Genomic DNA, 24,082 nt, shown 5'->3' with positions numbered 1-24,082 from the left:
CTGGCTTTCTGGCCTGATGCCATCGTTGTCCTGCTCATAGATCAGGGCGGTCATGCTTATGTTGCATAAAAACAACATTCTGGCTGCGTCGTGAAGAAGTCTGCTTTTTTAGATTGTTATGTTATATTGTACCAATATACGGCTGGGTCATCCGAAATCTCCTGACTGGATGCGAGCCCACTCTGATATGACGCGCTTATGGTTTTCCCGCCACCCGCTGTCTCCCGCCGTGCTGGCGGCCATGACCGTGCTGACACCGGTTTCCTCCCTCGTGGCGCAGACCACGACGGGGGAAAGTGTGCCCACCCCCACTGACACCACCATCGTGCAGGCGACGGATCTGGAGAGCACGCGCCGGTCTTCCGCTCCGGACGCCATGACGGTCACCGCCCGGCTGGATCGTGCGCGTATCCAGTTGCAGCCTGCCACCGGGGCCACGGTGCATGCCTTCAGCCGCAAGGCGCTGGAAACCATTCCCGGTGGCGATAATGCCGGGATGAACAGCGTGCTGCTGCAGGCCCCCGGTGTGGCGCAGGACAGCTATGGCCAGATCCATGTCCGTGGTGACCATAACGAGGTGCAGTTCCGTCTTGATGGCGTGCAGTTGCCCGAAGGTCTGAATGTGTTCGGGCAGACGCTGATGACCCGTTTTGCCGACAACCTGTCGCTCTCAACCGGTGCGCTGCCCGTGCAGTATGGCTTCCTGCAGGCCGCCGTGGTGGACATCAACACCAAGAACGGATCCACCAACAAGGGCGGCAACGTATCCATTTATGGTGGGGCGCGGGATTATTTCTTTCCCTCCGCCCAGTATGGGGGACAGTCGGGCAAGTGGGATTACTTCTTTACCGCCGATTACGTGCATGACCGGGTGGGGATCGAGAACACGACCCCGTCCTTCAATGCGCCGCATGACCTGAGCAATCAGTACCATTTTCTGGGCCACGTGCGGTACACGGTTGATGAGAATACGCGGATCAGCCTGATCGCCGGTGTATCCAATGCCGAGTACCAGCTGCCCAATATTGGCGGCCAGCCGATGTTTGGCGATAATTACAGCAGCCTGCTGCCCCAGGCGCCGGGCAGCAGCAATCTGAATGAACGCCAGAAGGAAATTACCGATTTTGGTATCCTGTCGCTACAGAAGACGATTGGCGCGTTCAGCCTGCAGACATCGGTTTTCTCGCGTTACAGCAGCCTTGGCTACAGCCCCGACCCCAATATGGGTGACCTTGCGTATATGGGTATAAGCCAGCATGCCGAACGTTCGGTCATGTCCACCGGCACCCAGAGTGACGTGACATGGCGTGTCCGCCCCGACCACACCATCCGTTTCGGCTTTCAGGTCTTTGCCGAACGCAACATCACCAAGGCCGATGCCACGGTGTTCAATGATGCAAACCAGCAGATCAACATCCACACGGGCAATGGCCGCACCGGCGATATCTACGGCCTGTATGTGCAGGACGAATGGCAGCCGACGCACAACCTGACGGTCAATTACGGCCTGCGCTTTGACGGTGTCGGGGAATACACCGACGAACACCAGCTCAGCCCGCGCATCAACGTGGTGTGGCGCGCATGGAAGGGGGCGGCACTACATGCAGGGTATTCACGCTACTTCACGCCGCCGCCGTTCGAAGTGGTGGGGGGCACCGACCTGCGGCAGTTCGCCAATACCTCCGCTGCGACCGATGTCAGCCGTAGCGATACGGTCAAGGCCGAGCGTGACCATTATTTCGACGCAGGCATCGAGCAGGTCATCCTGCCCGGCTGGCGCGTCTCGGTCGATGCCTATTACAAGCTGGCCCATAACCTGATTGATGAAGGGCAGTTCGGCGCGCCCATCATCCTGTCCGGATTCAATTACCGGCGTGGTCAGGTCAACGGGTACGAATTTTCCACATCCTATGATCACGGGCCGCTGTCGCTGTATGGCAATTTCGCGTGGTCGCGGGCGATTGGCAAGGACATTACCAGCGCGCAGTTCAACTTTGACGCCGATGACCTGAAATATATCAGCCAGCACTGGATCCATCTGGATCATGACCAGCGCTGGACGGCATCTGCCGGTGGGTCTTACACGTTCTTCTATCGCAGAGGACATCCCACGCGCGTTTCGGCCACCATGGTCTATGGCAGTGGCCTGCGGCAGGATTCGGACGTGCCTAATGGCGGCGTCATTCCGCAATATGCGACCTTCAACATGTCGGTCGTGCAGTCCTTCCGTGACCTGTTCCATTCCCGCTTCCTGCGCACCACGCAGTTGCGGCTGGATGTAACCAACCTGTTCGATCACCCTTACATGCTGCGCAGCGGCACCGGCGTGGGCGTGGGCGCACCGCAATACGGGCTGCGCCGGACCATCCTGACCGGTATTTCACAGTCGTTCTGACGGGTGTGCTAGGGTCATCCCGTTACATAACCGGGATGACCCTATGTCTTTTTCCATCCGCGTGGCGGTCGATGATGACGCCAGCTTCCTTCCCGCCATCGAACGATCGGCCGGGCAGGCTTTCCGTAGTGTGCCCGAACTGGCCTGGGTGGCGGATGACGGGGTCATGTCCGTTGACGCGCACCGGGCCTGCATCGCCACGCGCACCTGCTGGGTCGCGGTTGATGAACAGGGGCGGATCGCAGGTTTCCTCAGCGCGCAGCCGTGTGGGCAGGATCTGCATATCCTTGAAATGTCGGTAGATCATGACCGGCAGGGAAGGGGGCTGGGGCGACGGCTGTTATCAGCGGCGTATGGCGGTGCGCGTGCGCTCGGTCTGTCCGGGCTTACGCTGACAACCTTCCGCGCGCTTCCGTGGAACGCCCCGTTTTATGAAAAATCGGGCTTTTCCCTGCTGTCGTCCGACAGGCTGGATGCGCGTCTCGCGGCCGCGCTGCGGGAGGAAGCACAGGCGGGCTTTCCCGCCGGATCACGCTGCGCAATGCGGCGGGATGTGACGGCTGCAGATTAAAAAGAAGTTTTTGGCGAAGCTTTTTTCAAAAAGCTTCGAAGAACGCCGCCTTTTTGAAAAAAGGCAGCACCCAAAAACTTTTATTTTCATCAATGGATTATTGCGCATGAAAAAAGGGCGACCCGTCAGGGCCGCCCTCAGTTTCAGGGGATGGCAGGAACAGGCAGAGGGAATCAGGAATTGATCCGCTCGCCATGCAGGCTCATGTCCAGCCCTTCCATTTCCTCGTCGCGTGTAACGCGCAGGCCGATGGTCAGGTCGATCAGCTTGAGCAGGATAAACGTCAGCACCGCGCACCAGGCGATGGTGATGCCAACGGATTCCGCCTGCGCCACGAACTGTGAAAACGACCCGCTGACCCCTTCGGGACTGGCGTCGGTGGCCGAAAGTGGGCCATAGGCGAACACGCCGGTCAGCAGCGCACCTACGATGCCGCCAATGCCATGCACGCCAAAGGCGTCAAGGCTGTCGTCATAGCCCATCATGTGCTTGAGGCCCGTCGCCCCCCAGAAGCAGATCAGGCCAGCAGCCAGACCGATCATCAGCGCGCCACCCGGCAGCACGAAGCCCGCCGCAGGCGTAATGGCCACAAGGCCGCCTACGGCGCCGGAAATGATACCCAGCACGGTCGGCTTGCCGGTTTTCATCCATTCGGCGCACATCCATGACACGCCAGCGGCGGCAGCCGCGATCTGGGTGGTGGCCATGGCCATGCCCGCACGGCCGTTCGCGCCTACGGCGGACCCGGCATTGAACCCGAACCAGCCCACCCACAGCAGGGACGCGCCAATGATGGCGTAGGTCAGGTTGTACGGGGACAGGTCTTCTTCCCCATAACCTTTGCGCCGCCCGATCACCAGGGCCGCGACAAGACCCGCGATACCGGCGTTGATATGAACGACGGTGCCACCGGCGAAGTCGATCGCGCCAATCTTGCTGGCGACCCATCCATCCGGTCCCCAGACCCAGTGGGCAACCGGCACGTACACGATCAGCGACCACAGGATGGTGAAGACACACAGCGCGCTGAACTTCATGCGTTCGGCAAATGCGCCGGTAATCAGCGCGGGCGTGATGATGGCGAACGTCATCTGGAACGTCATCCACACGCTTTCGGGAATGGTCATGGTCGTTGCGGCGGGCGTGCCGGCAGCCATGGTGAAGGCCACGTCGGACCCCTTGGAGATCCCTGCGCCCAGGCCGTTGAGCATCACGCGCGACAGGCCGCCGATGAACGCGTTGCCCGACGTGAAGGTCAGGCTGTAGCCCAGCACCATCCACACCACCGTCATGATACAGCAGATGCTGAATGACTGCATGAGTGTCGCCAGCACATTCTTCTTGCGCACCATCCCGGCATAGAACAGGGCAAGACCGGGGATGGTCATCATCAGCACAAGGCCCGTACTGATCAGCATCCATGCCGTATCACCCGTGTCGATCGCGGCGGGGGCCGCATCAGCCGCCATGGCGGGCAGGCAGCCCATGGACAGCGCGACAGTTGCGGCCGCAGGCCCGAACTGGCGGGCGCTCTTGCCAATCTTTGTGATCACAGCGCGTTTTCTCCGGTTTCCTGTGTCCTGATACGCATTGCCTGCTCAAGGTCGAGTACGAAAATCTTGCCATCGCCGATCTTGCCGGTGCACGAAGCGGTCTGGATTACCTCCACCACCTTGTCGCACTGCGCGTCCGCCACCGCGATCTCCAGCTTGATCTTGGGCAGGAACTGGATGTTGTATTCGGCGCCGCGATAGATTTCGGTCTGGCCTTTCTGGCGGCCATACCCCTTGACCTCGGTTGCGGTCAGGGCGTCCACCCCGATGGAATGCAACCCTTCACGCACCTCATCGAGCTTGAATGGCTTGATGACGGCAATAACGAATTTCATTTCGTTCCCTTCCTGCCTTGCCCCTGAAACATCATTTCGCTGTCTCTGTTCCGTACAGGTAACCATATCCGGAAGCAATATGAACTTGCTACCGCCTTTGGCCCCGGTTGTGCAGTGCCTGTGTGTTGCCATTACGGAGCCGCCGTGTTCCCGGTTTTCGTTTGCGATATGGGGAAATGCCGTTATTGGAATTGTTTCGTAACGAAAGGTGCTTTTCCACTTTATGTCTGATCTTTCCGTCCGCACGGTTTCGCGGCGTGTCCGGCCTTTGGGGCGACGTCCTTTTTCCGCCCTTGTCCTGCCGGTATCGGGTGCGCTGGCATGGGGCGCGCAGCTACCCGCAGCCTTTGCATCCGTCACGCAGCCGGGACGCAGTGCGCCGGAAAACATCCATGTGCACGCAGTCCCCGTACCACCGGTTGAGTACCTGCCATCGGCCAACCCCGTGGGCCAGCCTGTTCGCATGCCCGCCATGGCGTATCGCCGCCCGTCGGGCCACCAGTATGACTGGGGCGTGTTCAACCGCGACAGCGGCGAGGCGGCAGGCTTTGGCCCGGTCGGCCGGTATGGCGTGGCCCGTTGGGCGGAGGACTGGAGTAGCCTGCGCAGCAAAAAGAAGGGTGATGATCCCTTCGATATTCTGAAATACATTCCCCTGACCCGCAGCGGTAGCGTGTGGATCAGTTTTTCGGGTGAGACGCGGGCCCGCAACTGGTTCGAGAACCGTCCGGTGCTGGGGGCGGCGCATGTTGCGGATTCGGGTCGCTTTACGGTGCGTAACCTGTATGGGGCGGACCTGCATCTGGGCACGCATGTGCGGCTGTATGGCGAACTGATCAATGCCGATGCGGGTGGCTGGCGACCTTATGGCTATGGCGACACCTATCGCAAGCAGCTTGATGTGCAGCAGGCCTTCATTGAAGTGAAGGGGCATGTGGCGGGGGCGAAGGCGGGCTTCATGTTCGGTCGGCAGGCCTTTCTCGATATGCCGGCCTATGTGCTGTACTATCGCATGTCCTCTTCCGTGCCGCTGGCGTGGAACGGGTTCCGGGCTTATGCCGCATGGTCGCGCGTGCGGGTGGATGCGTGGGATTTTGTCGGCACCGACATCACGCCAGATGGCATTTTCCACGATACGGAAGATTACGGCACCCGCCTGTATGGCGTGGAGACCACATGGGCACCGCCTGACTTCGTCTTCATGGGGCAGACGGGCTACTCCTTTCTTGACCTGTTCTATTTCGGCACCAAGGCGGGCGGTGGGATCAGTGGCGTATCTGCGCCATCATTCGCGGTGCAGCCCGGCATGGCCACGCGCAACAACTTCGGCGGCCGGTGGCACGGCATCGCGGGACCGATCGAGTTTTCGGTGGGCGGCATATGGCAGGGCGGCGCCTTTCGCGCCACGGGGGCAGACAGCCCGTCGCGCCCCATTGATGCATGGTCGTTCAGCAGCAATGCGGGCTACCGTATCCCGCATGACCGTTTCCATACCTTTGTGGGTCTGCAGGCGGACGTGTTTTCGGGGGGCGATGCGCGGCGTAATACGGTGGGCACGTACAGCCAGCCGTTCAACCCGCAATTGACCTATGTCGATGCCTCGCTCACCGTATCCGAATCGAACATGGTCGATATCGCGCCAGAGGTGCGCATGACGTTCTTCAGGTCGCTCAGCATCATGGCGCGCTATCCGCTGTACTGGCGCTACAGCACGCAGGCCCCGCTGTCACGGCCGGGTGCGTTGCAGTATGCATATCATTACAACGGTTCGTTCATTGGCATGGCCCCGCAGGCCACGCTGACATGGCAGATCGGGCCCCATCTTTCATGGGCGCAGACCCTGTCGCGGTTCATGACCGCGTCGGCGCTGAACCGCGTGGGGGGCAGCAGCGGCACCTATTACATGTCCAACCTGTCCTTCCGCTTCTGAAACCTGTCTTGCGCCCGCACCCTGATCCGGCATACCCCATGCAGCCATGACCACACCCGCTTCGCCTTCCGTTCCGCCTGCTGCCTCCACGCCCTGGCCGGTCATGGCCATGGCGGTTGTCTGCACGGGTATCCTGTCCGGGCTGGGCGGCACGGTGCTGTCGCTGCTGCTGCACGTGATCCAGCATATCGCCTATGGCTACGGGCAGGCGGGCGGGCCGCATAACTTCCTGCTCGGCGTCAGCGCGGCCCCCCACTGGCGGCGTATCGTGGCCCTGTCCGTTGCGGGTGTCGTGGCCGGTGTGGGATGGTGGGCGCTGGGGCGTTTTGGCAGGCCGCTGGTCAGCATTGCCGCCGCTGTTGGCAAGACGGGGCCGGGCAAGCCGATGCCGCCGCTTTCCACCGTGATCCACCTGCTGCTGCAGATCGTGACCGTGGGCCTTGGCTCGCCGCTGGGGCGTGAGGTTGCACCGCGTGAACTGGGCGCGGTGCTGGCGACCGGGACGGGTCGTATGCTGAACCTTGCGGCCGATGACCGGCGTATCATCATCGCCTGCGGCGCGGGGGCGGGACTGTCGGCGGTCTATAACGTGCCGCTGGGGGGGGCGCTGTTCATACTGGAGGTGCTGCTGGGCACTGTCGGGCAGCGGGCCGTGCTGTGCGCGGTGGCGGCGTCAGCCATCGGGGCGTTCGTGCCGTGGGCAGTGCTGGGTAACGTGCACCAGTATGAGACCGGGGCGATGGGGGTGACCGCCCCTGTGGTGCTGTGGGCGATATGCGCCGGTCCGGTCATTGGAATTGGCGCGCATGTTGCCAGGCGGCTGATGGGTATCGTGCAGAACCGTGCGGCGAAGGGTGTTTCGCGCATTGGCTGGTGCCTGGTGGTATTTCCCCTGCTGGGGGGGCTGGCCTGTTTTTACCCACAACTGCCGGGTAACGGGCGCGGGCCGATGCAGCTTGCGCTATCGGCCCGGCTGGGCATGGAACTGGCGGCCATCCTGCTGGTGCTCAAGGTCGTGGTCATCATGGGGGCATTGCGCGCGGGGGCGGCGGGCGGCCTGCTGACACCCAGCCTGACCATGGGGGCGCTGCTGTCTACCGTTCTGGCGGGGGTGTGGAACATGGTGCTGCCTGCGGTGGATGCAGGCAGCGTGGCGCTGCTGGGTGGCATCGCCTTCCTTGGCACGTTCATGTCCATGCCGCTGACGGCGGTGGCGCTGGGGATCGAGTTCACGCATCTGGGGCATGACATGTGGATCCCGGTTTTCATTACATCCGCCGGTGCGCTGCTGGCCTTCCGGGTCTGTACGCGGTTGGGAGGACGGATGGCAATCCAGACACAGCCCGGCGCGCCGGGCAGCATGTCGGTCCGGTCCTGACTGCCTGAATGGAAAAAGGCGGCATCGGTGCCGATGCCGCCTTTCCCTGAGGACAGTCGCCGTTTTCGTTTCAGCAAAACCGTCAGCGCCATTCATTCCACGCGGACCAGCCTCCCTACAATGGGGGGAACACTCACGTTTCAATGACCTCACGTCATCGTGGCCCTGCCGTTGCGCCATCGTGCAAATTATAAAGAAGTTTTTGGTGAAGCTTTTTTCAAAAAGCATTCGAAGAATGCTGCCTTTTTTAAAAGGCAGCATCTGAAAAATTTTTATTATTATAAATAACTATCTGAAATTAATATATTATTTTTCGGAAAATGGATCGAAGTCGCCGTCATTTTCACGCACGCTCCACCAGCCTTTGTTCCACTGTTCATAGGTGGGCAGGGTCTCGTCAAACGGGTTTTCGATCAGCGGTTCGCCCCTGGTGGCGGCTACCTTGCCCTGTTCAAAGGCGTCGGGCTGGGTCTGGTCGGTCATGGGTTTTCCTGACTTGTCTCTGTCTGGTGATGCGTGACGCTTACACCATGTGTCCCGCGCGGGCAGCCCCACCCGGCGGAAGGGGGTAATGCGTCAGGCGCAGGTGTTCAGGCTGTCGTGCCATAGGTCACCTTGCGGTCGCGCAGCCACCGGCGATAGGCGACGGACATGCGGTCCGCCATGGTGGGGATTTCCGCCCCGGCCGAAAGCGGCAGCCGGCGCGGGCGCTGGTTTTCCAGTATGATGCGGTCCTGCAGGAAGATGGTCTGCTGGAATTCGATCAGGCTGGCCTGGGACGAGACATCGTCAACCAGGAACATGACCGGATGCGCACGTGAACATTCCTGCGTCATGGGCTGCACGAACAGGGCAATGACATCAAAGCGTTCGGGCTGCGCGGGGCAGGTCTTGTACAGCAGCGTCACGAACGGCCCCGCCACGCGGTACAGGTATTCCGTATCCAGCCCGTCGGTGGCGGACAGGGCGGCCTGTGGCTGGAAGAAATGGCAGTCCGTAGCCCAGACCTCGTTACCGTCTTCACGCATCTCGATGGTGTAGCGGGCGACTTCGGTGTTCGGCTCGGCGCCAAGGATATTGGTGTGGACAAAGGGAAAATGCGCCATGTCGAGGAAATTCTCGACAATGCGCGGTGCCGATGTCCGCACCGTGAAGACCCCGCAATCCACCAGCCTGCGGTCTGGTTCCTGTGCTTCGTCAATGGCGGGAATATCGCCTGCGGGCGTGCCCAGACAGGTCCACAGACAGCCATGGCGGGCACGGACCGGCAGGCTGCGCCTGTCCGTCACGTCGCAGGCGAAAGGATTGCCCTGCGCATCAAGGCCAAAGGTGATGTGCCGGTCCAGCAGCATGGTGTCGGTGGGCGTGGTGCGCAGTTGTGACAGGGGACTGATTACATGCCAGTCGGACAGGATGGTTTCATCGGCGGTGATCTGTGTCATTGCCCGGTTCCTGTTTGCGGTATGCCATCGCGTTGGGCGCGGATTGCCGTGACGATGACGTAATGTTAGCTGCCTCCGTGGTGGTACGCCATGGTGTTGCGTGAAAGAATACACGCTGTTGTGTCCGGTAAGCCCGGCGGTGTGCAATCCTCAGGGTCTGATGGAAGAGAAGTGGGGAACGTATGAAAAGATGGCAGCCGGTCAGTGTCCTGTCCGATATACGCCGTGGCGAGGTCGCGGGTGTGCGGATTGATGGCCGCGAAGTCGTGTTGTGGCGCGAGGACACACCCACTCCCGCGCTGCATGCGTGGGAAGACCGCTGCCCCCATCGTGGCATGCGGCTGAGTTTCGGCTTCGTGCGTGATGATGCGCTGGGGTGCCTGTACCATGGCTGGCAGTTTGGCGGCGGTGCACGGTGCAGGCTGATCCCGGCCCACCCGCAGGTACGCGTGCCCGCCTCGATCCATGTGCATGCCTACAGCGTGCGTGAACATGCAGGCCTTGCATGGGTCAGCATGGACGGGGCGGAGGATTTTCCTGTCGGGGGGACAGGACCGGACAACGTGCAGCCGGTGCGCACCCTTCACGTCAATGCATCCGTGGGGGCATTGCGCCATGTGACCGGCATTGCGCCTGATGCAGGGATTGCATGGCACGGGCCGGTTGGCCTTGCGGTGCATGAACCGGTGGCAGGGCAGGGCATGCTGCATGTGGTGCGGGTGGCGGATGCGGAGGAAGTACCGCTCCCCGCGCTGTCACGCTGGGCCGAACGGTTGCGTGACGCGGTGGAAAGCGGGGCTGTGACCGACCGCATCATGAACGAACTGGCTATGGGAGCACTGGCATGAGCGCTGGAGTGGTCCTGTATGACTGGACGCCGGATGTGCGCTGCTATGCCGTGCGCCTTGGCCTGTCGCTTATGAACATGACGTATGAGACGCGGGCGGCTGACATGGACCTGCCCATGGGCCAGCGCCCGGCGGGACTGCGGCCGGGTGAAAGGCCGCCGGTACTGGTGGCAGGCAGCGTGAGGCTGTCACGTCCGGGTGCGATCATGCAGTTTGTCGCCCGCCAGCCTGCGGTCGCGCGGGCATGGCTGGACCCGGCGCATGAATGGATGATCCTCGACTGGCTGGATTTCGGGGCCACGGCGCTTGATACAATGGCGGCGGCTCGGGATATTGCCTTCGGCACCACGCTGCCGGTCCTGCCGCCCATGGGCGCGCTGGTGGCTGCCCTGCGCCGGATGGAAGACCATATGACCGCCCGCGCGATGGAAGGGCACGACTGGTTCGCCTCCCCCGCTCCCAGCATTGCCGATGTGGTGCTGTTTGTCGTGTTCGCGCTGACGGTGGACCTTGGGGTGGAACGCGATACCTGCCCCGCCCTGCGGCGATGGGCACGCCGGATGCGCGGCCTGCCGGGCTTTATGGTCATGCCCGGCGTTCCGGACTATGCCTGATCATCATACATCTTTGGATACATGACTGCATTTAGGGGGTATGGAATATGACGAAGTCGGCCCGGGCGCAGGCCCGACCGGCAGGGATCCATACCCGTCAAGAGACTGAGGAAAGAACAAGAAACATGGACATGAAGCTGTTTGCACCCCGCCGCGTTGCGGCGGCACTGGCCATTACCATCACGGCAGGTACCGCCAGTCTGTGTGGCGGGTCGCATGCCGCCATGGCGCAGGCCGCCCCGGTTATCGTGGGCAACCAGACGGCGACCGCAATCGTCGAAAGCGTGGACCACGATGCGGGCATGGTGCTGCTGCGTGACAAGGCGGGCAACCTGGACACCGTGCGCGTCGATCCCGACCTGCGCGCCAAGCTGCCGACCCTTCATGCCGGTGACAAGATCGGCCTGCGTATCGTGCGCACCATTGACGCCGCTATCGCACCGCCGGGCGCGCCGATGCCGGAATCGACCGAGAGTGCCGCAGGCACGCGCACCGGACCGCACCCGCATGGTATGATGGTGTCCTTCAAGCGTGAACGCGTGAAGGTGACGGGCGTGGACACCACGCGCAATCAGGTTGTGTTTGTCGATCCTGATGACATTACCCGCGTCGTGCTGGTGCGTCAGAAGCCGATGCAGGAATTCCTGAAAACCCTGAAGCCGGGTGACGAAGTGGACACGACGGTCATGGATGCGGTGTCGTTCTCGGTGCTCAGCCGGATTCCGTCCTGACGGCCGCAAGCGGCGGACGGTGGGCGGCGGGATAATCCTCCGCCCATTGCAGCGGGCCGCGCTGGTCGAGGAAGCCGGGAATATCCTGTATGATCCGCGCCGCCTGTTCCAGACACGCCATGGCTTCCACCTGCGCGGGGGGACGTAGCGTGATCGCATCGGGCGGGCACAGCACATCTGCTGCCCGCCGCAGGCCCGCCGCCGTCAGCAGCGGGTTGTGCGCCAGTTCGGAAAACGTATCGAGCGCATCGTAAATGGCGACCTGCTGCGCCCCGGTTATGTCGGGGCTTGCGGCCAGCATCCGTATCCGTTCCACCAGTCGCCCCAGTGACAGCGTGGCAAGTGCGGCATCTATGTATTCATGAATCATGGCGGGCCGGGCGAAAAAGGACAGCCGCATCGCCAGACGCAGCACTTTCTGCAGTTGCAGGTTTTCCCATACCAGCCATTCCTTGCCCTGCCGGCGTCCCGACAGCGCCAGCCTGCGCAGGCTGCGGGTCAGTGACGTGACGAGGCGGGCGGCATCCAGCCTGTGGTTGGGCGGCAGGATGACCCGAAACGACAGCACCAGCATGATGCAGCCCATAAGCAGCGCCATCCACCCGTTAAGCAGGCTGACATCGTTATAGTAATGGATCGGGTTGTTGACCTGCAGCATCACGGTCGAGAACACGCCGTAACCAAACCCGCCAACCCCGAATTTCGGATGGAACTGCAGCCATATCCCCGGCAGCAGCATGATGCATAGCGAAAGCCACAGCAGCGGGTACCCGTCTATCTGTGGCAGCAGGTAGGTATGGCACAGAAGCCCTGCCGGAACCCCCAGCGCGGTCCCTGCCGCCATAAGCCCTGCCGCGCGTGATGCGGAAGGCAGGGTGGACAGCAGGCTGGCCGCCGCCACCACATACAGCATCATGGTCGGGGCCGCAGTCCAGTGCAGGACGTACCATATCAGGCAGGCCGACATGGTGATCAGCATGCCGCGCGCACCGTTGCGCAGCGCCGTCGGCCATTCCAGATAGGGTTGCAGCCGCAGCCTGCGCCCCGCGCTGCCCCGGCGCGAAAGATCCTGCAACGCGGTTTCGATCTGGCCCAGCAGGTCCTGTATGTCGTCAAGGAACAGCAGTGATTGCGGGGAATGCGTCTCCCGTGCCTGCGTGATCATAAGGTCGCGGGTATGGCGTATGCGCGCGCATCCTTCCATCCAACTGGCTTCCAGCGTCCGGTCCGCCGTCCTGTCCATGAGGAACTGCAGCATGGACACGATCTCGGTATGCACCACACGGTCCTGTTCGGTATCGGATGCGGTGATGGTGTGAGGATGGTAAGACGCCACGATACCCGACAGGCGCGCAAGCCCCGCGCGGATTTCGCGTTCGCGTACGCTTATGTCGTAATTATCGGTGGCCGCGTATTCCACCGCATCCGACAGCCGCCCTATCCGTGCCAGCATGGCCGCCCGGCTGTCATGAAAATTGGTGGGTAGCGTGCGGAACGTGCTGCCCGGCAGGGCGTCCGGATTCCGTGCCGGCACGTTGGTGTAGCCCTGATGAAAGGCCAGGATATAGCTGACCGTATCGCGGAACAGGTCATGAATCTGCACGAACAGCGTGTCTGACCGGCGCGGTGACGTGACCATGAATACCGCCGCCGTCGTCACGATTCCCACCACCACGGCGGAAAGCCGCGACATGGCGCTGAGGAAAATGCCATCCGGGTCGTCAAAGGCGGGGGCCGAGATGATGACGATGGTATAACCCGTCAGCACGGCGGCATATGCGCGGAACAGCCGCAGGAAGGTCGCCGCCATACACGCCAGCCCCACCGTGGCGGACAGCCCCATGAAATACAGGGCCGGCGACTGCACGAACACCGCCATCAGCCCCACGCTTATGGATGCGCCGATAATGGTCCCGATCACGCGCCATACGCTTTTGGACACCAGCGCGCCCACCGTCGGGTTGGCCACGATCATGACAGTGGTGACCGAACTCATGGGGGATTGCAGCTGGAAGCTGAACGCCAGGAACAGGGCTATGGCGACTGACAGAAGCGCCCGCCCGCTGAACGCCGCCGTGGTGCGTAGCGCGGCCCATTGGGCATCATCGGAAAAATGGCGCGTAAGGCTGGAAAACATGTGGGTGCCGACTCCCGGCTGCGGCGTCTGGGGCATCTGATAACGCATGCCGCAGGAAGATAAAGGGCCTGAAACGCAATTTATTGTATGACAATTAATGCCATGTCAATTATATCCGCCCTGTATATATCGGTGCCGCCGGGCAGCCATCGCATAAATGGGTCATGATCCGGCCATGCGGGCATGCTATCGGGCACGCAGAGGACTTCGGCGGGGTCTGACACCAGCAGGGGATGCGCATGGCTGACCGTTCACCATTGCCTGATATTGAGGGCGCGGGCTTTCAGGACATGAGGATGACGTTCCTGACCATGCGGCTGGCCAATACGTGGCGGCTGGGCCTGGACCGCGCCCTGCGGCCCGAAGGCATGAGCATGGCGATGATGCGCCCGCTGGCGTACCTCATGATGCTGCCCGACCGTGTCAGCCAGCGCACGCTGGCCCAGGCCATGAATACCGACAGCTCGGCGCTGGTGCGTGTGCTGGATCTGCTGGAGGAAGAAGGGCTGGTCGAACGCCACCCCGATCAGGAGGACAGGCGCGCCAAGAGCCTTGTGCTGACTGCGCGTGGCAGGTGTAAATGCGCGACCCTGCACCGCATCTGTGCCGACATGGAGGCCCGCGTGCTGGATGGCGTTCCCGCCAACAGGGTGCAGGACATGATGGATGTCCTGTCCCGTGTGTTGCGGCAGGCGGAGAATGTGATGATGGATTCCACCGTTACGCCGTAAACCATCAAAAAGCTTCAGGGAACGCTGCGTTTTGAAAAAAGACGGCACCCCAAAACGTTGATTGTTTTGAAATGCTTTCTGACTGACCCGTATCAGTTCTTCCTGTCCGGCCCTGATATAGTAAACACCATGTCCACGCCCGCTGGCTGATGCCATGACAGGCCACGCATCGGGACATGGAACTGGAGGATAGGCGTCAATGTCGGTCGGAATGGCCCTGTTACTGGCTGTTGTGGCCATTTGCGTTGTCGTTTTCCTGATTGAGCGGATCAAGCTCAACCCGTTCCTGGCCCTGCTGATCGCCTCCATGCTGCTGGGGTTCGCCGCGGGTATGCCTGCGGCACGGGTCGTGGCGTCGTTTGAAGGTGGCGCCGGGCAGGTGCTGGGGCAGATTGCTTCCGTCATCGCGCTGGGAACCATGCTGGGCAAGATGCTGGAAGTGTCAGGCGGCGCTGACCGCATCGCCATGACTGTGGTGGCTCTTGCGGGGCCACGGCGGCTGGACTGGGCCATGATGGTGATCGGCCTGCTGGTCGGGCTGTCGGTTTTCTTTACCGTGGGCTTCGTCATCCTTGTGCCGCTGGCGTTTTCCATCGCGCGGCAGACGGGGCGGCCTATCCTGCATGTGGCGTTGCCGGTCACTGCCGCCCTGTCGGTGGTGCAGGGGTATATGCCGCCCCATCCCGGCACCATGTTCGCCCTTGCAGCCTATCATGCCGATATCGGGCGCCTGATCTGGATGGGGGCTGTGGTCAGTGTGCCGGTCGCGATCATTTCCGGGCCGGTCTATACCCGTTTCATCGTCCCATACCTGCCGGCTGATGCAGGGGCCGGGGCGGAACACGCGCACGGGCATGACGCACTCCGCGCGCAGGCGGACCTGCCGGGATTCGGCATTACCCTGTTCACCATCCTTGCCCCCATGGTCCTGATGCTGGCGGGATCGACCACCCGTTTCATGGGGACGGCCGCCAGCAGTGGCTGGGCCATTGTCCTGCGGTTCGTGGGCGACCCGAATGTGGGGCTGGCGCTGGCGGCCCTGCTGTCGTTCTGGACGTTGGGACTGCGGCGGGGGATGACGCGTGAGAGAATACTGGCCTATTCCAACGAATGCCTCGGCCCGCTGGCCAGCCTGCTGCTGATGATCGGCGCGGGTGGCGGGTTTGGCGCAGAACTTATGGATAGCGGCATTTCCGATGCGATTGCCAGCGCCGCGGTGGGCATGCATGTGCCGCTGCTGGTTCTGGCATGGGGACTGGCGGCGGGCATGCGCGTGGCGGTGGGGTCCGCCACGGTCGCCATGAGTACCACGGCCGGAATCGTCGCCCCGATCATGGCGCATGGGTCGGGCGTCTCTCCCGAACTGCTGGTGCTGGCGACAGGGGCGGGGGCCGTCATGTTCGGACCGATGAATGACTCGGGGTTCTGGCAGGTGCGTGATGCACTGGGTCTTACGGTGCCGCAGACATTGCGCACATGGTCCGTGATCGAGACCCTGATCGGGGTGGCGGGGCTGGCCATGTGCGTGATGCTGGGCTGGTGCGGCCTGTAGGATGCGGCGGGAAGCACTGCGTGCAATGTTATGAAAACAAAGCCGCCTGTATAATATAGCGGGTGGATTTGTTATGTATATATGTTTCTATATTTTAATCATGTCTCATGAATAGTTTAATTTCCAGCCCTGTGCCTTTTCTTGATATTGTAACTTTTGGGTATAGATTAATATTTTTTGTTAGATAATCATCAAAATCAACAACATAAGAATCGCCGCCTATATGAAATACAAAGCCTTCACTTGTATTCAATATAGTCCTTTCTTCCTGTTCGTATAAAAAATTTTGTAAAATATCCAATTTATCCGGAATAATTTTTCCATCTTTTGTTATGGATATTTCATCAATAGATATTTTTTCTATATAAAATGTATCTTTGTAATTTCCGAAAAAGGAATTGAGGTTGTTTATTATCCCCATGGCAGGTGCTCCTTTATATGATGCATTTAAAATACAACAAACACCCTATTGTAATTACAATTTATTATAAATAAGATATATTCTGTAAATATTGTAATGCCAATGATTGAACAGGCTGATATCCGACATGATGAGGGTTTGCGGACTGGCCAGATGATCATGATCAGGGGAGGGGGCCGAATGGCATGGCGGTTTTGTCCATGCGGAGGCACCAGCCAGACGGGACAGGCTTACCCACGCGTTGCCCTATGGAATCACGGGAACGGTTTATGAATGGGGTAAGTTTTGAAATCTTGAAAAACTGGGGGAAGGTGGTGCCGACACTCGGAATTGAACCGAGGGCCTACTGATTACGAATCAGTTGCTCTACCCCTGAGCTATGTCGGCAAACCTGTGGCGTCTGATAAACGATGGTCTGGCATGATGCAATATCTCAAATGCGGCATTCCCCATTTTAATTTGGTCTATATGCTGTGTCCGGTATGAACACGTCTTCTTCTTCCCCGCGCCTACGTTGTGATGATGTGGAACCAGGTCCCATCCGCCACGTGCGTGTTATTGGCGGGTTGTCGGAATGCCCCGGCTGCGGCCTGTACCAGCGCCTGCCGGATCTGGAGCCGGGGCAGCAGGCGTCTTGCGTGCGCTGCGGGCAGAAACTGGCGCGCAGGCGGCGCACCGCCCCACTGGCGACGCCACTTGCGTTCTGCATAAGCTCGGCTGCGTTCTATCTGGCGGCACTTGCATCATCGCTCATGACACTGGATGTGTATGGCAGGCAGCGCACCGTGGACCTGCTGACCGGGCCGATGGAACTCATGCACGAAGGGTGGGGAGAAGCCGGTGTGCTGGTCGGCGCGGTCACGATCCTGGCCCCGGCTGTAGCCATCGGGTTCATGTTTGCCATTCTGTACGCCGCGTCATCCCGGCAACTGCCCGACTGGGCGCCACGTGTCCTCGTCTGGTATGACAAGCTGCGACCGTGGTCGATGGTCGAGGTCTATATCCTCGGCATTTTCGTTGCCTATACCAAGCTGACCGACATGGCCCATGTCGATGTCGGACCTGCCGTGTATCTGATCGGCGCGTTGATGCTGACCATGGCTGCCACGGATTCGACGCTGGATACCGAAATGATCTGGCGGCATCGCCGCATCGATTCCCTGACCCGTGCCGAAGGGGATCAGGCGGTCGAGGTGGATTACGTGCATGTGGACGATGTCGGCATGCCGCCGGTGGACCATCTGGTGGCCTGCACGTCGTGCGGGCTGGTGGGAGAACTGGCGCACCCGGTATCCAACCTGACCTGCGTGGGGATCTGCCCGCGCTGCGAGCACAAGGTCTGGCGCCGTCTGCCGCAGTCACTGACACGCACCACCGCCTTCCTGATCGCGGCCATCGTTTTCTATATTCCCGCCAACCTGTACCCGGTCATGACCTTCATGCGCATGGGTGGTGGGGGTGGCCATACCATTGTCGAAGGCGCGATCGAATTGTGGGTGGACGGCATGATTCCGCTGTCACTTCTGGTGTTCTTTGCCTCCATCACTGTTCCGATGCTCAAGATCGCAAGCCTTGGCTGGATGGTCTGGCAGACATGGCATGGTGCGCGCGGGCATCTTGTGGCCCGGACCCGGCTGTTCCGGGTGGTGGATATGGTGGGCAGGTGGTCCATGATCGACGTGTTCATGATTTCAATCCTTGTAGCGGTGGTCCGTTTCAACGCCATGGCCAGTGTCACCGCCAATGCGGGCATGGTGGCCTTTGCCGCTGTCGTAGTGCTGACCCTGCTGGGGGCATGGAGCTTTGATCCGCGCATCATGTGGGATGCGGCGGGACGCAATGGGCGGGTGGTGGATGGCCTGCCCCCGTCCGTGCTGCGTGCGCAGGCCGCACGGGATCCCGGACAGATGCCCCCTTCACCTTCCCTTTCCCCGGTCGGCACCGGACCGGCCAGCATGGAGCCAGATCAGGCGTGAATGACGATTTCCTTTCCAATGACCCGCAGGGGGACGTGCCACAGGCCCGTGCGCGGCGGTACCGTTTCTCCGTGGTCTGGCTTGTGCCGATTGTCGCCATCCTGATCGCAGGTTACCTGGGCTGGCGCGGCCTGACCGAGCGTGGGCCGCTGATCGTCATAAGCTTCGATACGGCTGATGGCCTGACCAGCGGCCAGACCGAGGTCAAGAACAAGTCGGTACCGCTGGGCACGGTCGATTCGATCCGGCTGAGCGATGATCTGCACCATGTCGAGGTCGCCGTGCGCATGACATCATCGGCAGCCCGCACGCTGACCGATCATGCCCGTTTCTGGGTCGTGCGGCCACGTATCAACGGTGCCAGCGTGACCGGACTGGAAACTGTCATGTCCGGCGCTTACATTGCCATGGATGCGGGGGAGCCGGGCGGTCATTACACCACGCATTTCAAGGGGCTGGAATCGCCGCCGGGCGTGCGTTCGGACCAGCCGGGGCATACCTATACGCTGATTACGCAGTCCCTTGGCTCGCTCGGTCAGGGCGCGCCGATCTTCTTCCGCGACGTGGTGGTGGGCGAAGTGCTGGGTTACACCATGCCGCCCGAAGGCCGCGGACCGATCAAGGTGCAAATTTTCGTGCAGGCCCCGTATGACAGCTACCTGCGCACCACTACGCGTTTCTGGAACGTGTCGGGGGTGCAGGTGGGGCTTGGCCCGGGTGGGCTGAAGGTCAAGCTGCAGTCACTGCAGGCGCTGCTGTCCGGTGGGGTCGCGTTCGACCCGCCCGATGCGCGTAACGAGAAGAATACCCTGCCCAGCACCGCCGGGGAGGATACCACTTTCCTGCTGTATGACAGCGCGGAAGAGGCGAATAGCGCGGGCTACCGTGAACGCATTCCCCTTGTCACCTACCTGACCAGTTCGGTTTCCGGCCTGACGAAGGGGGGGCGCCTGACCATGTTCGGCATTCAGGTCGGCATGATCGACGATGTAAAGCTGGAGGTTGATCCCGCCACCGGCAAGGCGCATGTACGCGTGGCCATGGAACTGCAGCCCGAACGCGTGCTGGATAACCAGCAGGTTCCGCCCGATGCCATGACCGGACTGCTGCGTACGCAGGTGGCGGATGGGCTGCGCGCATCGGTGCAGAGCACCAGCATGTTGACCGGCGAATCCGAAATCGCGCTGACCTTCGTCAAGAACGCGAAGCCCGAGCAGATCACGATGGAAGGCGACGCCATGGTCCTGCCGGGTCAGGCGGGTGGCATGGCGGGCATCATGGATTCGTTGTCCGTCATTGGCGACAAGATCGCCGCGATGCCGCTGACCCAGATGGGCGACAATCTGACCAGCCTGCTGGCCCACGCCGATGCGCGGATCAACAGCCCCGATACGAAGCAGGCGCTGACCGCGCTGCGCAGTTCGCTACAGAACCTGCAGGTCATTTCGCGTGACGCCCGCAGCGAAATGCCGCAACTGCTGACCGGCATGGACAAGACGCTGAAAAACGCGAACTCGGTCCTGTCCAGCTATGGCGGCGATACCGACTTCCAGCGCAATCTGCAGCAGATGATGCAGCAGCTTAACGATGCCGCACGTTCGCTGCGCTTCCTGTCGGACTTCCTGACCCACCATCCCTCGGCACTGATTACGGGACGATAAGACCATGCGACGCCCCTTCTTCACACATTCCGCGCGGCGGGCCATGGCCGTGACTGCTGCCATGGCGGGAACGCTTATGCTGGTTGGGTGCGGGTCATCCGACCCGACGCTGTATTCACTGGCCCCGGTGGCCAGCACGCAGCCTGCCGTCGTCGGGTCGCAGGTTCCCGCCGTGATCGAAGTCCGCACCCCTGGTGTTCCGTCCACACTGGACCGGCAGACCATTGTGGGCGTGCAGGATGATTACAGTGTGACACCGCTGACGGGGGCTGCATGGAGCGAGCCGCTGGCCCTGATGCTGGGGCATGTGCTGTCCACTGACCTGCAGCAGCGCCTGCCGGGCCGGACCGTTTTTGCCCAGAATGATGCGACCACCATACCGGCGGAGGGTGCTGTCGAGGTCGAGATCACCCGCTTCGCGCGCGATTCGGCGGGGCTGGTACACCTCGCCGGCAGTCTGTCCGTGCATAGGGTAGGAGATGCGGATCACGGTCTGTCCGTGCCGCTTGACCTGAGTGCGTCACCCACCGGCACCGGCACGCGGGCCATGGTGGCGGCGTTGAGCCAGTTGACGGGACAGGTGGCGGATATGGCGGCTGAACGGTTGCAGGCGTTGCCTGTGGCGCCAGCGGCGCATCACTCCTGAACGGTAAATAAAGGTTTCTGGGTGCCACCTTTTTTCAAAAAGGCGGCATTCTTCAAAGCCTTTTGAAAAAGCTTCACCAAAAAAATTGTCAATTTCCAGTATGCAATAAAAAAGGCGCCCGAAGGCGCCTTTATCGTCGGAGGGGGAAGGATCAGACCTTCTCCACCTGATTGTATTCCAGATCCACCGGCGTGGACCGGCCGAAGATGGACACACTGACCTTCAGGCGGCCGCGTTCCTCGTCCACTTCCTCAATGGTGCCATTGAAGGAGGTAAAGGGACCATCGGCCACGCGGATCTGCTCGCCGATCTCGAAGGTGACGGACGGACGGACGCGTTCCACGCCTTCCTGCGCCTGCTTCATGATCCGTTCGGCCTCGACCTTGGGAATGGGCGAAGGACGGGTCTTGCTGCCAAGGAAGCCGGTGACCTTGGGTGTGTCCTTGACCAGATGCCATGCCTCATCGGTCAGTTCCATGTTGACCAGCACGTAACCTGGGAAGAACTTGCGTTCCGAATTGACCTTCTGGCCCCGGCGCACTTCCGTCACTTCTTCCGAGGGAACAAGGATTTCACCGAAATGATCGGCCAGGCCCTTCTGGGCGGCCTGTTCCGTGATGTGCTGGGCTATCTTTTTCTCGAAGCCCGAATAGACGTGGATCACATACCACCGCTTGGCCATGGCTGAACTCAGCCTCCCAGTCCGAAGAGTTTCCGTACGGCAAGGCCGATCACCTCGTCGACGAGGAAGAAGAAAACCGATGCAAGGCCGGCCATCGCCAGGACCGCACCCGTTGTCATCAGGGTGGCGCGTCGTGTTGGCCATGTGACCTTGCGGGCCTCGGCACGAACATCTTCAACAAATTTCGCGGGACTGACCGACACGAAATACCCTTCCTGCAACGCCACGGCGCACCAACCGGACCATTCCAGCCAGTGCGGGGCCTAAGAACCGGTGCGGACCATTGTGGCCCGACCCATCGGGTGCCAGGCCGGAAGGGTAATGCCCGACCGGAAAATGGCAGGGGTGGAGGGTCTCGAACCCGCAACCTCCGGTTTTGGAGACCGGCGCTCTAGCCAATTGAGCTACACCCCTGCAAAGCCGCCTGCATCAACCCGAAACATCATGGCGTGGCGACTGCCGCGCCGTTTCGGGCCATCCATGCGAACCCGGCACAGGAAGCGGAAAAAAGTATGACTCGCGTCGAAAGTCAAGGGGGTAGGGCATAAAAATGAAAGTTTTACCTGTTTGTCCGCCGGCATGGGTTTATGGGCTTGCCACGTGCGGGGCAGGAACGGTATAGGTTCAGCCAACCTTATGAGCGGGCGTAGCATAGTGGTAATGCAGTAGCCTTCCAAGCTTCTGAGGAGGGTTCGATTCCCTTCGCCCGCTCCATACTCCCCTTGAAATAACCAGATATTCCCGGACAGGATGCCGGATTCGTGGCCGTACGGGCTACGCTGTCGGCAGGGGGAGGGGTGACCTTACATGACAATGACCGGTTCTTCCGCGGTTCACCCGCGTATCGTGCTGGGCACGTGCTGTCTCAGCCTGCTGCTGGTCATGATGGACGTGACGGTCGTCAATGTTGTGCTGCCATCCATCCGCGCGGAAATGCATGGCAGTTTTTCCACCCTGCAATGGGTGGTGGATGCCTATACGCTGATGGTCGCCAGCCTCATGCTGCTGGTGGGGTCGCTTGCGGACCGGTTCGGGCGGCGGCGGATGTTCCTGCTGGGGATCGGGCTGTTCTGTGGCGGGTCAGCCCTGTGCGGTATGGCCCGCAGTGTCGACATGCTGGTCATGGCGCGCGCGCTACAGGGCATTGGCGGATCCATGCTCAACCCCGTTGCCCTGTCGATCCTGACCAATGTGTATGTGGAACCACGCGCCCGCGCGCAGGCGATCGGCATATGGGGTGCGACATCCGGCGTGGCGCTGGCGCTGGGGCCGGTCGTGGGTGGCATATTGGTGCACTGGGTGGGATGGCAGGCGGTTTTCTGGGTCAATGTGCCCATTGGCCTGATCGCGATCGTGCTGACATTGCGTTTCGTGCCCGAATCCCGTGGCGGGCGTGGGCGAAGCATTGACGCGCCTGGACAGTTGCTGGCCATCGTGGCGCTGGCCATGATTACGTCCGGACTGATCGAGGCCCATAATTACGGCTGGTCTTCGCCCACCATCTCCGGATTCCTCGGTTTCGGGGCGCTGTCCGTCCTGGGCTTTATCATCGTGGAACGGCGGGCGGCAATCCCCCTGATCGACCTGCGGTTTTTCCGGGCATGGCCCTTTTCCGGCGCGATCGTGACGGCGGTGCTGGCCTTTGCCATTTTTAGCGCGTTCCTGTTTCTCAATACCCTCTACCTGCAGGATGTACGTGGCCTGCCCGCGTTGCAGGCGGGTCTGTGCACGTTGCCCTTCGCCTTTGGTAGCATGACATGCGCGCCATTGTCGGGACGCCTGACAGGTCGGTACGGTGCGCGGCTGCCGCTGCTGATATCGGCTGTCGGATTCGGGATCAGCGCGCTGCTGCTGACCGGGCTGGACGCGCATACGCCGCTATGGCTGCTGCTGGTGTCCTACGGGCTGTGTGGATGCGGGTTCGGGATGTGCAATGCGCCCATTACCAATTCCGCCATTTCGGGCATGCCGCGCACGCAGGCGGGGGTGGCGGCGGCCATCGCGTCCACCAGCCGGCAGGTGGGCGCGCTGCTGGGCATAGCACTTGGCGGCGCGCTGAGTGCAGGTAGCGTGCATGCCGGGGGCGTGCAGTGGGACGAATTCCCCCAGGCCACGCATGTCGTGTGGTGGTGCATGGCCATTGCGGCGGTCGGGATTGCCGGTCTGGGGCTGGTTTCAACCGGAATCCGGGCGAAGGAAAGTGCGCGACAGGTCGCGGCGCTGCTCGATTCAAACTGACGCATTATTGATATGCGTTTAATGCATATCATTGCCTGAATGATCCTGCCGCACGGGGCGCGCCGGGGCGCAACAAAATCTCGGGTTTGCTGTTTCCGAAATGGTGTCCTGCATGTATGATCCCGCCAACCTGTAGCGGGGGCGTTCACGTGCGCGGGCAAACGGGCGGTTCAGCGGTATCTGACGATGCCAACAGGCTGCCTGATCTGTTGCGTGCGCTTACGCTGCGTGCTAGAGCCGC

21 protein-coding genes and 3 tRNA genes are annotated in these 24,082 nt (G+C 61.3%); 14 read left to right on the top strand and 10 right to left on the bottom strand.

The genetic code is table 11. The annotated features are described in order from the left end of the window. The first annotated feature begins 187 nt into the window (after window positions 1-187). Window positions 188-2,395, top strand: coding sequence for a TonB-dependent receptor (locus tag ACE2AA_RS10125; protein ID WP_395369647.1), 2,208 nt, complete (start codon window positions 188-190; stop codon window positions 2,393-2,395). A 43-nt stretch (window positions 2,396-2,438) separates the two neighbouring features. Continuing rightward, the gene (locus ACE2AA_RS10120) at window positions 2,439-2,966 is read left to right on the top strand and encodes a GNAT family N-acetyltransferase (RefSeq protein ID WP_395369646.1); all 528 of its coding nucleotides are present in this window, start codon (window positions 2,439-2,441) and stop codon (window positions 2,964-2,966) included. A gap of 173 nt (window positions 2,967-3,139) precedes the next feature. Here ACE2AA_RS10120 and ACE2AA_RS10115 read toward each other — a convergent pair whose 3' ends face one another. Continuing rightward, a complete protein-coding gene (locus tag ACE2AA_RS10115; protein ID WP_141301326.1) occupies window positions 3,140-4,519 on the bottom strand; it encodes an ammonium transporter in 1,380 nt (459 codons plus the stop codon). Next, the gene (locus ACE2AA_RS10110) at window positions 4,516-4,854 is read right to left on the bottom strand and encodes a P-II family nitrogen regulator (RefSeq protein ID WP_141261259.1); all 339 of its coding nucleotides are present in this window, start codon (window positions 4,852-4,854) and stop codon (window positions 4,516-4,518) included. Before ACE2AA_RS10110 ends, ACE2AA_RS10115 begins: the two co-directional genes overlap by 4 nt. 223 nt (window positions 4,855-5,077) lie before the next feature. On the opposite strand from ACE2AA_RS10110, the gene ACE2AA_RS10105 reads away from it, so the two are divergent. Then, window positions 5,078-6,784 carry an alginate export family protein gene (locus tag ACE2AA_RS10105; RefSeq protein ID WP_395369643.1) on the top strand — a complete coding sequence of 569 codons (1,707 nt, stop codon included), beginning with the start codon at window positions 5,078-5,080 and terminating at the stop codon, window positions 6,782-6,784. A 103-nt stretch (window positions 6,785-6,887) separates the two neighbouring features. Beyond that, on the top strand, window positions 6,888-8,162 hold the full coding sequence (locus tag ACE2AA_RS10100) for a chloride channel protein (protein ID WP_395372187.1): 1,275 nt from the start codon (window positions 6,888-6,890) through the stop codon (window positions 8,160-8,162). A 306-nt stretch (window positions 8,163-8,468) separates the two neighbouring features. On the opposite strand, the gene ACE2AA_RS10095 is transcribed toward ACE2AA_RS10100, so the two are convergent. Next, window positions 8,469-8,645 (bottom strand): hypothetical protein, encoded by a 177-nt coding sequence (locus ACE2AA_RS10095; protein ID WP_162851937.1) that lies wholly within the window; start codon window positions 8,643-8,645, stop codon window positions 8,469-8,471. 107 nt (window positions 8,646-8,752) lie between these two features. Beyond that, window positions 8,753-9,604 (bottom strand): aromatic ring-hydroxylating dioxygenase subunit alpha, encoded by an 852-nt coding sequence (locus ACE2AA_RS10090; RefSeq protein WP_141261255.1) that lies wholly within the window; start codon window positions 9,602-9,604, stop codon window positions 8,753-8,755. A gap of 182 nt (window positions 9,605-9,786) precedes the next feature. Between ACE2AA_RS10090 and ACE2AA_RS10085 the strand changes: the two genes are divergently transcribed. The 3 genes from ACE2AA_RS10085 (at window position 9,787) to ACE2AA_RS10075 (ending at window position 11,797) form a co-directional block, all read left to right on the top strand. Further along, window positions 9,787-10,452, top strand: a complete 666-nt coding sequence (locus tag ACE2AA_RS10085) for a Rieske 2Fe-2S domain-containing protein (protein ID WP_395369642.1) — start codon at window positions 9,787-9,789, stop codon at window positions 10,450-10,452. Continuing rightward, a complete protein-coding gene (locus ACE2AA_RS10080; RefSeq protein ID WP_141261253.1) occupies window positions 10,449-11,066 on the top strand; it encodes a glutathione S-transferase family protein in 618 nt (205 codons plus the stop codon). The genes ACE2AA_RS10085 and ACE2AA_RS10080 overlap by 4 nt, the downstream gene beginning before the upstream one ends. Before the next feature lie 125 nt (window positions 11,067-11,191). Next, window positions 11,192-11,797: a preprotein translocase subunit YajC gene (locus tag ACE2AA_RS10075; RefSeq protein ID WP_395369641.1), complete on the top strand. Its 606-nt coding sequence runs from the start codon at window positions 11,192-11,194 to the stop codon at window positions 11,795-11,797. On the opposite strand, the gene ACE2AA_RS10070 is transcribed toward ACE2AA_RS10075, so the two are convergent. Next, a complete protein-coding gene (locus tag ACE2AA_RS10070) occupies window positions 11,778-13,982 on the bottom strand; it encodes an FUSC family protein (RefSeq protein WP_395369639.1) in 2,205 nt (734 codons plus the stop codon). The two genes, ACE2AA_RS10075 and ACE2AA_RS10070, sit on opposite strands and share 20 nt — an antisense overlap. Before the next feature lie 191 nt (window positions 13,983-14,173). On the opposite strand from ACE2AA_RS10070, the gene ACE2AA_RS10065 reads away from it, so the two are divergent. After that, window positions 14,174-14,665 carry a MarR family winged helix-turn-helix transcriptional regulator gene (locus ACE2AA_RS10065; protein ID WP_193557675.1) on the top strand — a complete coding sequence of 164 codons (492 nt, stop codon included), beginning with the start codon at window positions 14,174-14,176 and terminating at the stop codon, window positions 14,663-14,665. A gap of 199 nt (window positions 14,666-14,864) precedes the next feature. Next, complete coding sequence (locus ACE2AA_RS10060) at window positions 14,865-16,217, top strand: gluconate:H+ symporter (RefSeq protein WP_395369636.1); 1,353 nt, start codon at window positions 14,865-14,867, stop codon at window positions 16,215-16,217. A 94-nt stretch (window positions 16,218-16,311) separates the two neighbouring features. Here the strand turns inward: ACE2AA_RS10060 and ACE2AA_RS10055 are convergent, their stop codons facing one another. Together ACE2AA_RS10055 and ACE2AA_RS10050 are read right to left on the bottom strand one after the other, a co-directional pair. Next, window positions 16,312-16,638, bottom strand: a complete 327-nt coding sequence (locus ACE2AA_RS10055) for a hypothetical protein (RefSeq protein WP_395369635.1) — start codon at window positions 16,636-16,638, stop codon at window positions 16,312-16,314. Window positions 16,639-16,950: 312 nt separating this feature from the next. After that, a tRNA-Thr gene (locus ACE2AA_RS10050) sits at window positions 16,951-17,025 on the bottom strand. 95 nt (window positions 17,026-17,120) lie between these two features. Here ACE2AA_RS10050 and ACE2AA_RS10045 point away from each other — a divergent pair. The 3 genes from ACE2AA_RS10045 to ACE2AA_RS10035 are packed head-to-tail and all read left to right on the top strand — an operon-like array spanning window position 17,121 to window position 20,921. Beyond that, the gene (locus ACE2AA_RS10045) at window positions 17,121-18,614 is read left to right on the top strand and encodes a paraquat-inducible protein A (protein ID WP_141261248.1); all 1,494 of its coding nucleotides are present in this window, start codon (window positions 17,121-17,123) and stop codon (window positions 18,612-18,614) included. Next, on the top strand, window positions 18,611-20,275 hold the full coding sequence (locus ACE2AA_RS10040) for an intermembrane transport protein PqiB (RefSeq protein WP_141301313.1): 1,665 nt from the start codon (window positions 18,611-18,613) through the stop codon (window positions 20,273-20,275). Before ACE2AA_RS10045 ends, ACE2AA_RS10040 begins: the two co-directional genes overlap by 4 nt. A 4-nt stretch (window positions 20,276-20,279) precedes the next feature. Then, the gene (locus ACE2AA_RS10035) at window positions 20,280-20,921 is read left to right on the top strand and encodes a membrane integrity-associated transporter subunit PqiC (RefSeq protein WP_141301311.1); all 642 of its coding nucleotides are present in this window, start codon (window positions 20,280-20,282) and stop codon (window positions 20,919-20,921) included. Window positions 20,922-21,072: 151 nt separating this feature from the next. Here the strand turns inward: ACE2AA_RS10035 and nusG are convergent, their stop codons facing one another. The 3 genes from nusG to ACE2AA_RS10020 all read right to left on the bottom strand — a co-directional run bounded on the left by nusG (window position 21,073) and on the right by ACE2AA_RS10020 (window position 22,017). After that, on the bottom strand, window positions 21,073-21,603 hold the full coding sequence (gene nusG, locus ACE2AA_RS10030; protein ID WP_010508943.1) for a transcription termination/antitermination protein NusG: 531 nt from the start codon (window positions 21,601-21,603) through the stop codon (window positions 21,073-21,075). Between the two features lie 8 nt (window positions 21,604-21,611). Next, the gene (secE, locus tag ACE2AA_RS10025; RefSeq protein WP_007397644.1) at window positions 21,612-21,806 is read right to left on the bottom strand and encodes a preprotein translocase subunit SecE; all 195 of its coding nucleotides are present in this window, start codon (window positions 21,804-21,806) and stop codon (window positions 21,612-21,614) included. A 134-nt stretch (window positions 21,807-21,940) separates the two neighbouring features. Then, a tRNA-Trp gene (locus ACE2AA_RS10020) sits at window positions 21,941-22,017 on the bottom strand. Between the two features lie 226 nt (window positions 22,018-22,243). On the opposite strand from ACE2AA_RS10020, the gene ACE2AA_RS10015 reads away from it, so the two are divergent. Both ACE2AA_RS10015 and ACE2AA_RS10010 read left to right on the top strand, forming a co-directional pair. Further along, window positions 22,244-22,317, top strand: a tRNA-Gly gene (locus ACE2AA_RS10015). Between the two features lie 99 nt (window positions 22,318-22,416). Continuing rightward, on the top strand, window positions 22,417-23,841 hold the full coding sequence (locus ACE2AA_RS10010; RefSeq protein ID WP_395369631.1) for an MFS transporter: 1,425 nt from the start codon (window positions 22,417-22,419) through the stop codon (window positions 23,839-23,841). Window positions 23,842-24,082 lie beyond the last annotated feature (241 nt).

Source organism: Komagataeibacter diospyri (assembly GCF_043995075.1).
GTDB lineage: Bacteria > Pseudomonadota > Alphaproteobacteria > Acetobacterales > Acetobacteraceae > Komagataeibacter > Komagataeibacter diospyri.
Note: the sequence above shows the minus strand (reverse complement) of the source record. Positions and strands in the feature narration are given on the sequence as shown.

Coding starts and splice junctions, on each gene's coding strand:
- ACE2AA_RS10085 (WP_395369642.1), top strand. CDS start 9,787: ATGAAAAGATGGCAGCCGGTCAGTGTCCTGTCCGATATACGCCGTGGC.
- nusG (WP_010508943.1), bottom strand. CDS start 21,603: ATGGCCAAGCGGTGGTATGTGATCCACGTCTATTCGGGCTTCGAGAAA.
- ACE2AA_RS10075 (WP_395369641.1), top strand. CDS start 11,192: ATGGACATGAAGCTGTTTGCACCCCGCCGCGTTGCGGCGGCACTGGCC.
- ACE2AA_RS10110 (WP_141261259.1), bottom strand. CDS start 4,854: ATGAAATTCGTTATTGCCGTCATCAAGCCATTCAAGCTCGATGAGGTG.
- ACE2AA_RS10035 (WP_141301311.1), top strand. CDS start 20,280: ATGCGACGCCCCTTCTTCACACATTCCGCGCGGCGGGCCATGGCCGTG.
- ACE2AA_RS10070 (WP_395369639.1), bottom strand. CDS start 13,982: ATGCGTTATCAGATGCCCCAGACGCCGCAGCCGGGAGTCGGCACCCAC.
- ACE2AA_RS10100 (WP_395372187.1), top strand. CDS start 6,888: ATGGCCATGGCGGTTGTCTGCACGGGTATCCTGTCCGGGCTGGGCGGC.
- ACE2AA_RS10045 (WP_141261248.1), top strand. CDS start 17,121: ATGAACACGTCTTCTTCTTCCCCGCGCCTACGTTGTGATGATGTGGAA.
- ACE2AA_RS10095 (WP_162851937.1), bottom strand. CDS start 8,645: ATGACCGACCAGACCCAGCCCGACGCCTTTGAACAGGGCAAGGTAGCC.
- ACE2AA_RS10010 (WP_395369631.1), top strand. CDS start 22,417: ATGACCGGTTCTTCCGCGGTTCACCCGCGTATCGTGCTGGGCACGTGC.
- ACE2AA_RS10120 (WP_395369646.1), top strand. CDS start 2,439: ATGTCTTTTTCCATCCGCGTGGCGGTCGATGATGACGCCAGCTTCCTT.
- ACE2AA_RS10090 (WP_141261255.1), bottom strand. CDS start 9,604: ATGACACAGATCACCGCCGATGAAACCATCCTGTCCGACTGGCATGTA.
- ACE2AA_RS10080 (WP_141261253.1), top strand. CDS start 10,449: ATGAGCGCTGGAGTGGTCCTGTATGACTGGACGCCGGATGTGCGCTGC.
- ACE2AA_RS10105 (WP_395369643.1), top strand. CDS start 5,078: ATGTCTGATCTTTCCGTCCGCACGGTTTCGCGGCGTGTCCGGCCTTTG.
- ACE2AA_RS10055 (WP_395369635.1), bottom strand. CDS start 16,638: ATGGGGATAATAAACAACCTCAATTCCTTTTTCGGAAATTACAAAGAT.
- ACE2AA_RS10125 (WP_395369647.1), top strand. CDS start 188: ATGACGCGCTTATGGTTTTCCCGCCACCCGCTGTCTCCCGCCGTGCTG.
- ACE2AA_RS10060 (WP_395369636.1), top strand. CDS start 14,865: ATGTCGGTCGGAATGGCCCTGTTACTGGCTGTTGTGGCCATTTGCGTT.
- ACE2AA_RS10065 (WP_193557675.1), top strand. CDS start 14,174: ATGGCTGACCGTTCACCATTGCCTGATATTGAGGGCGCGGGCTTTCAG.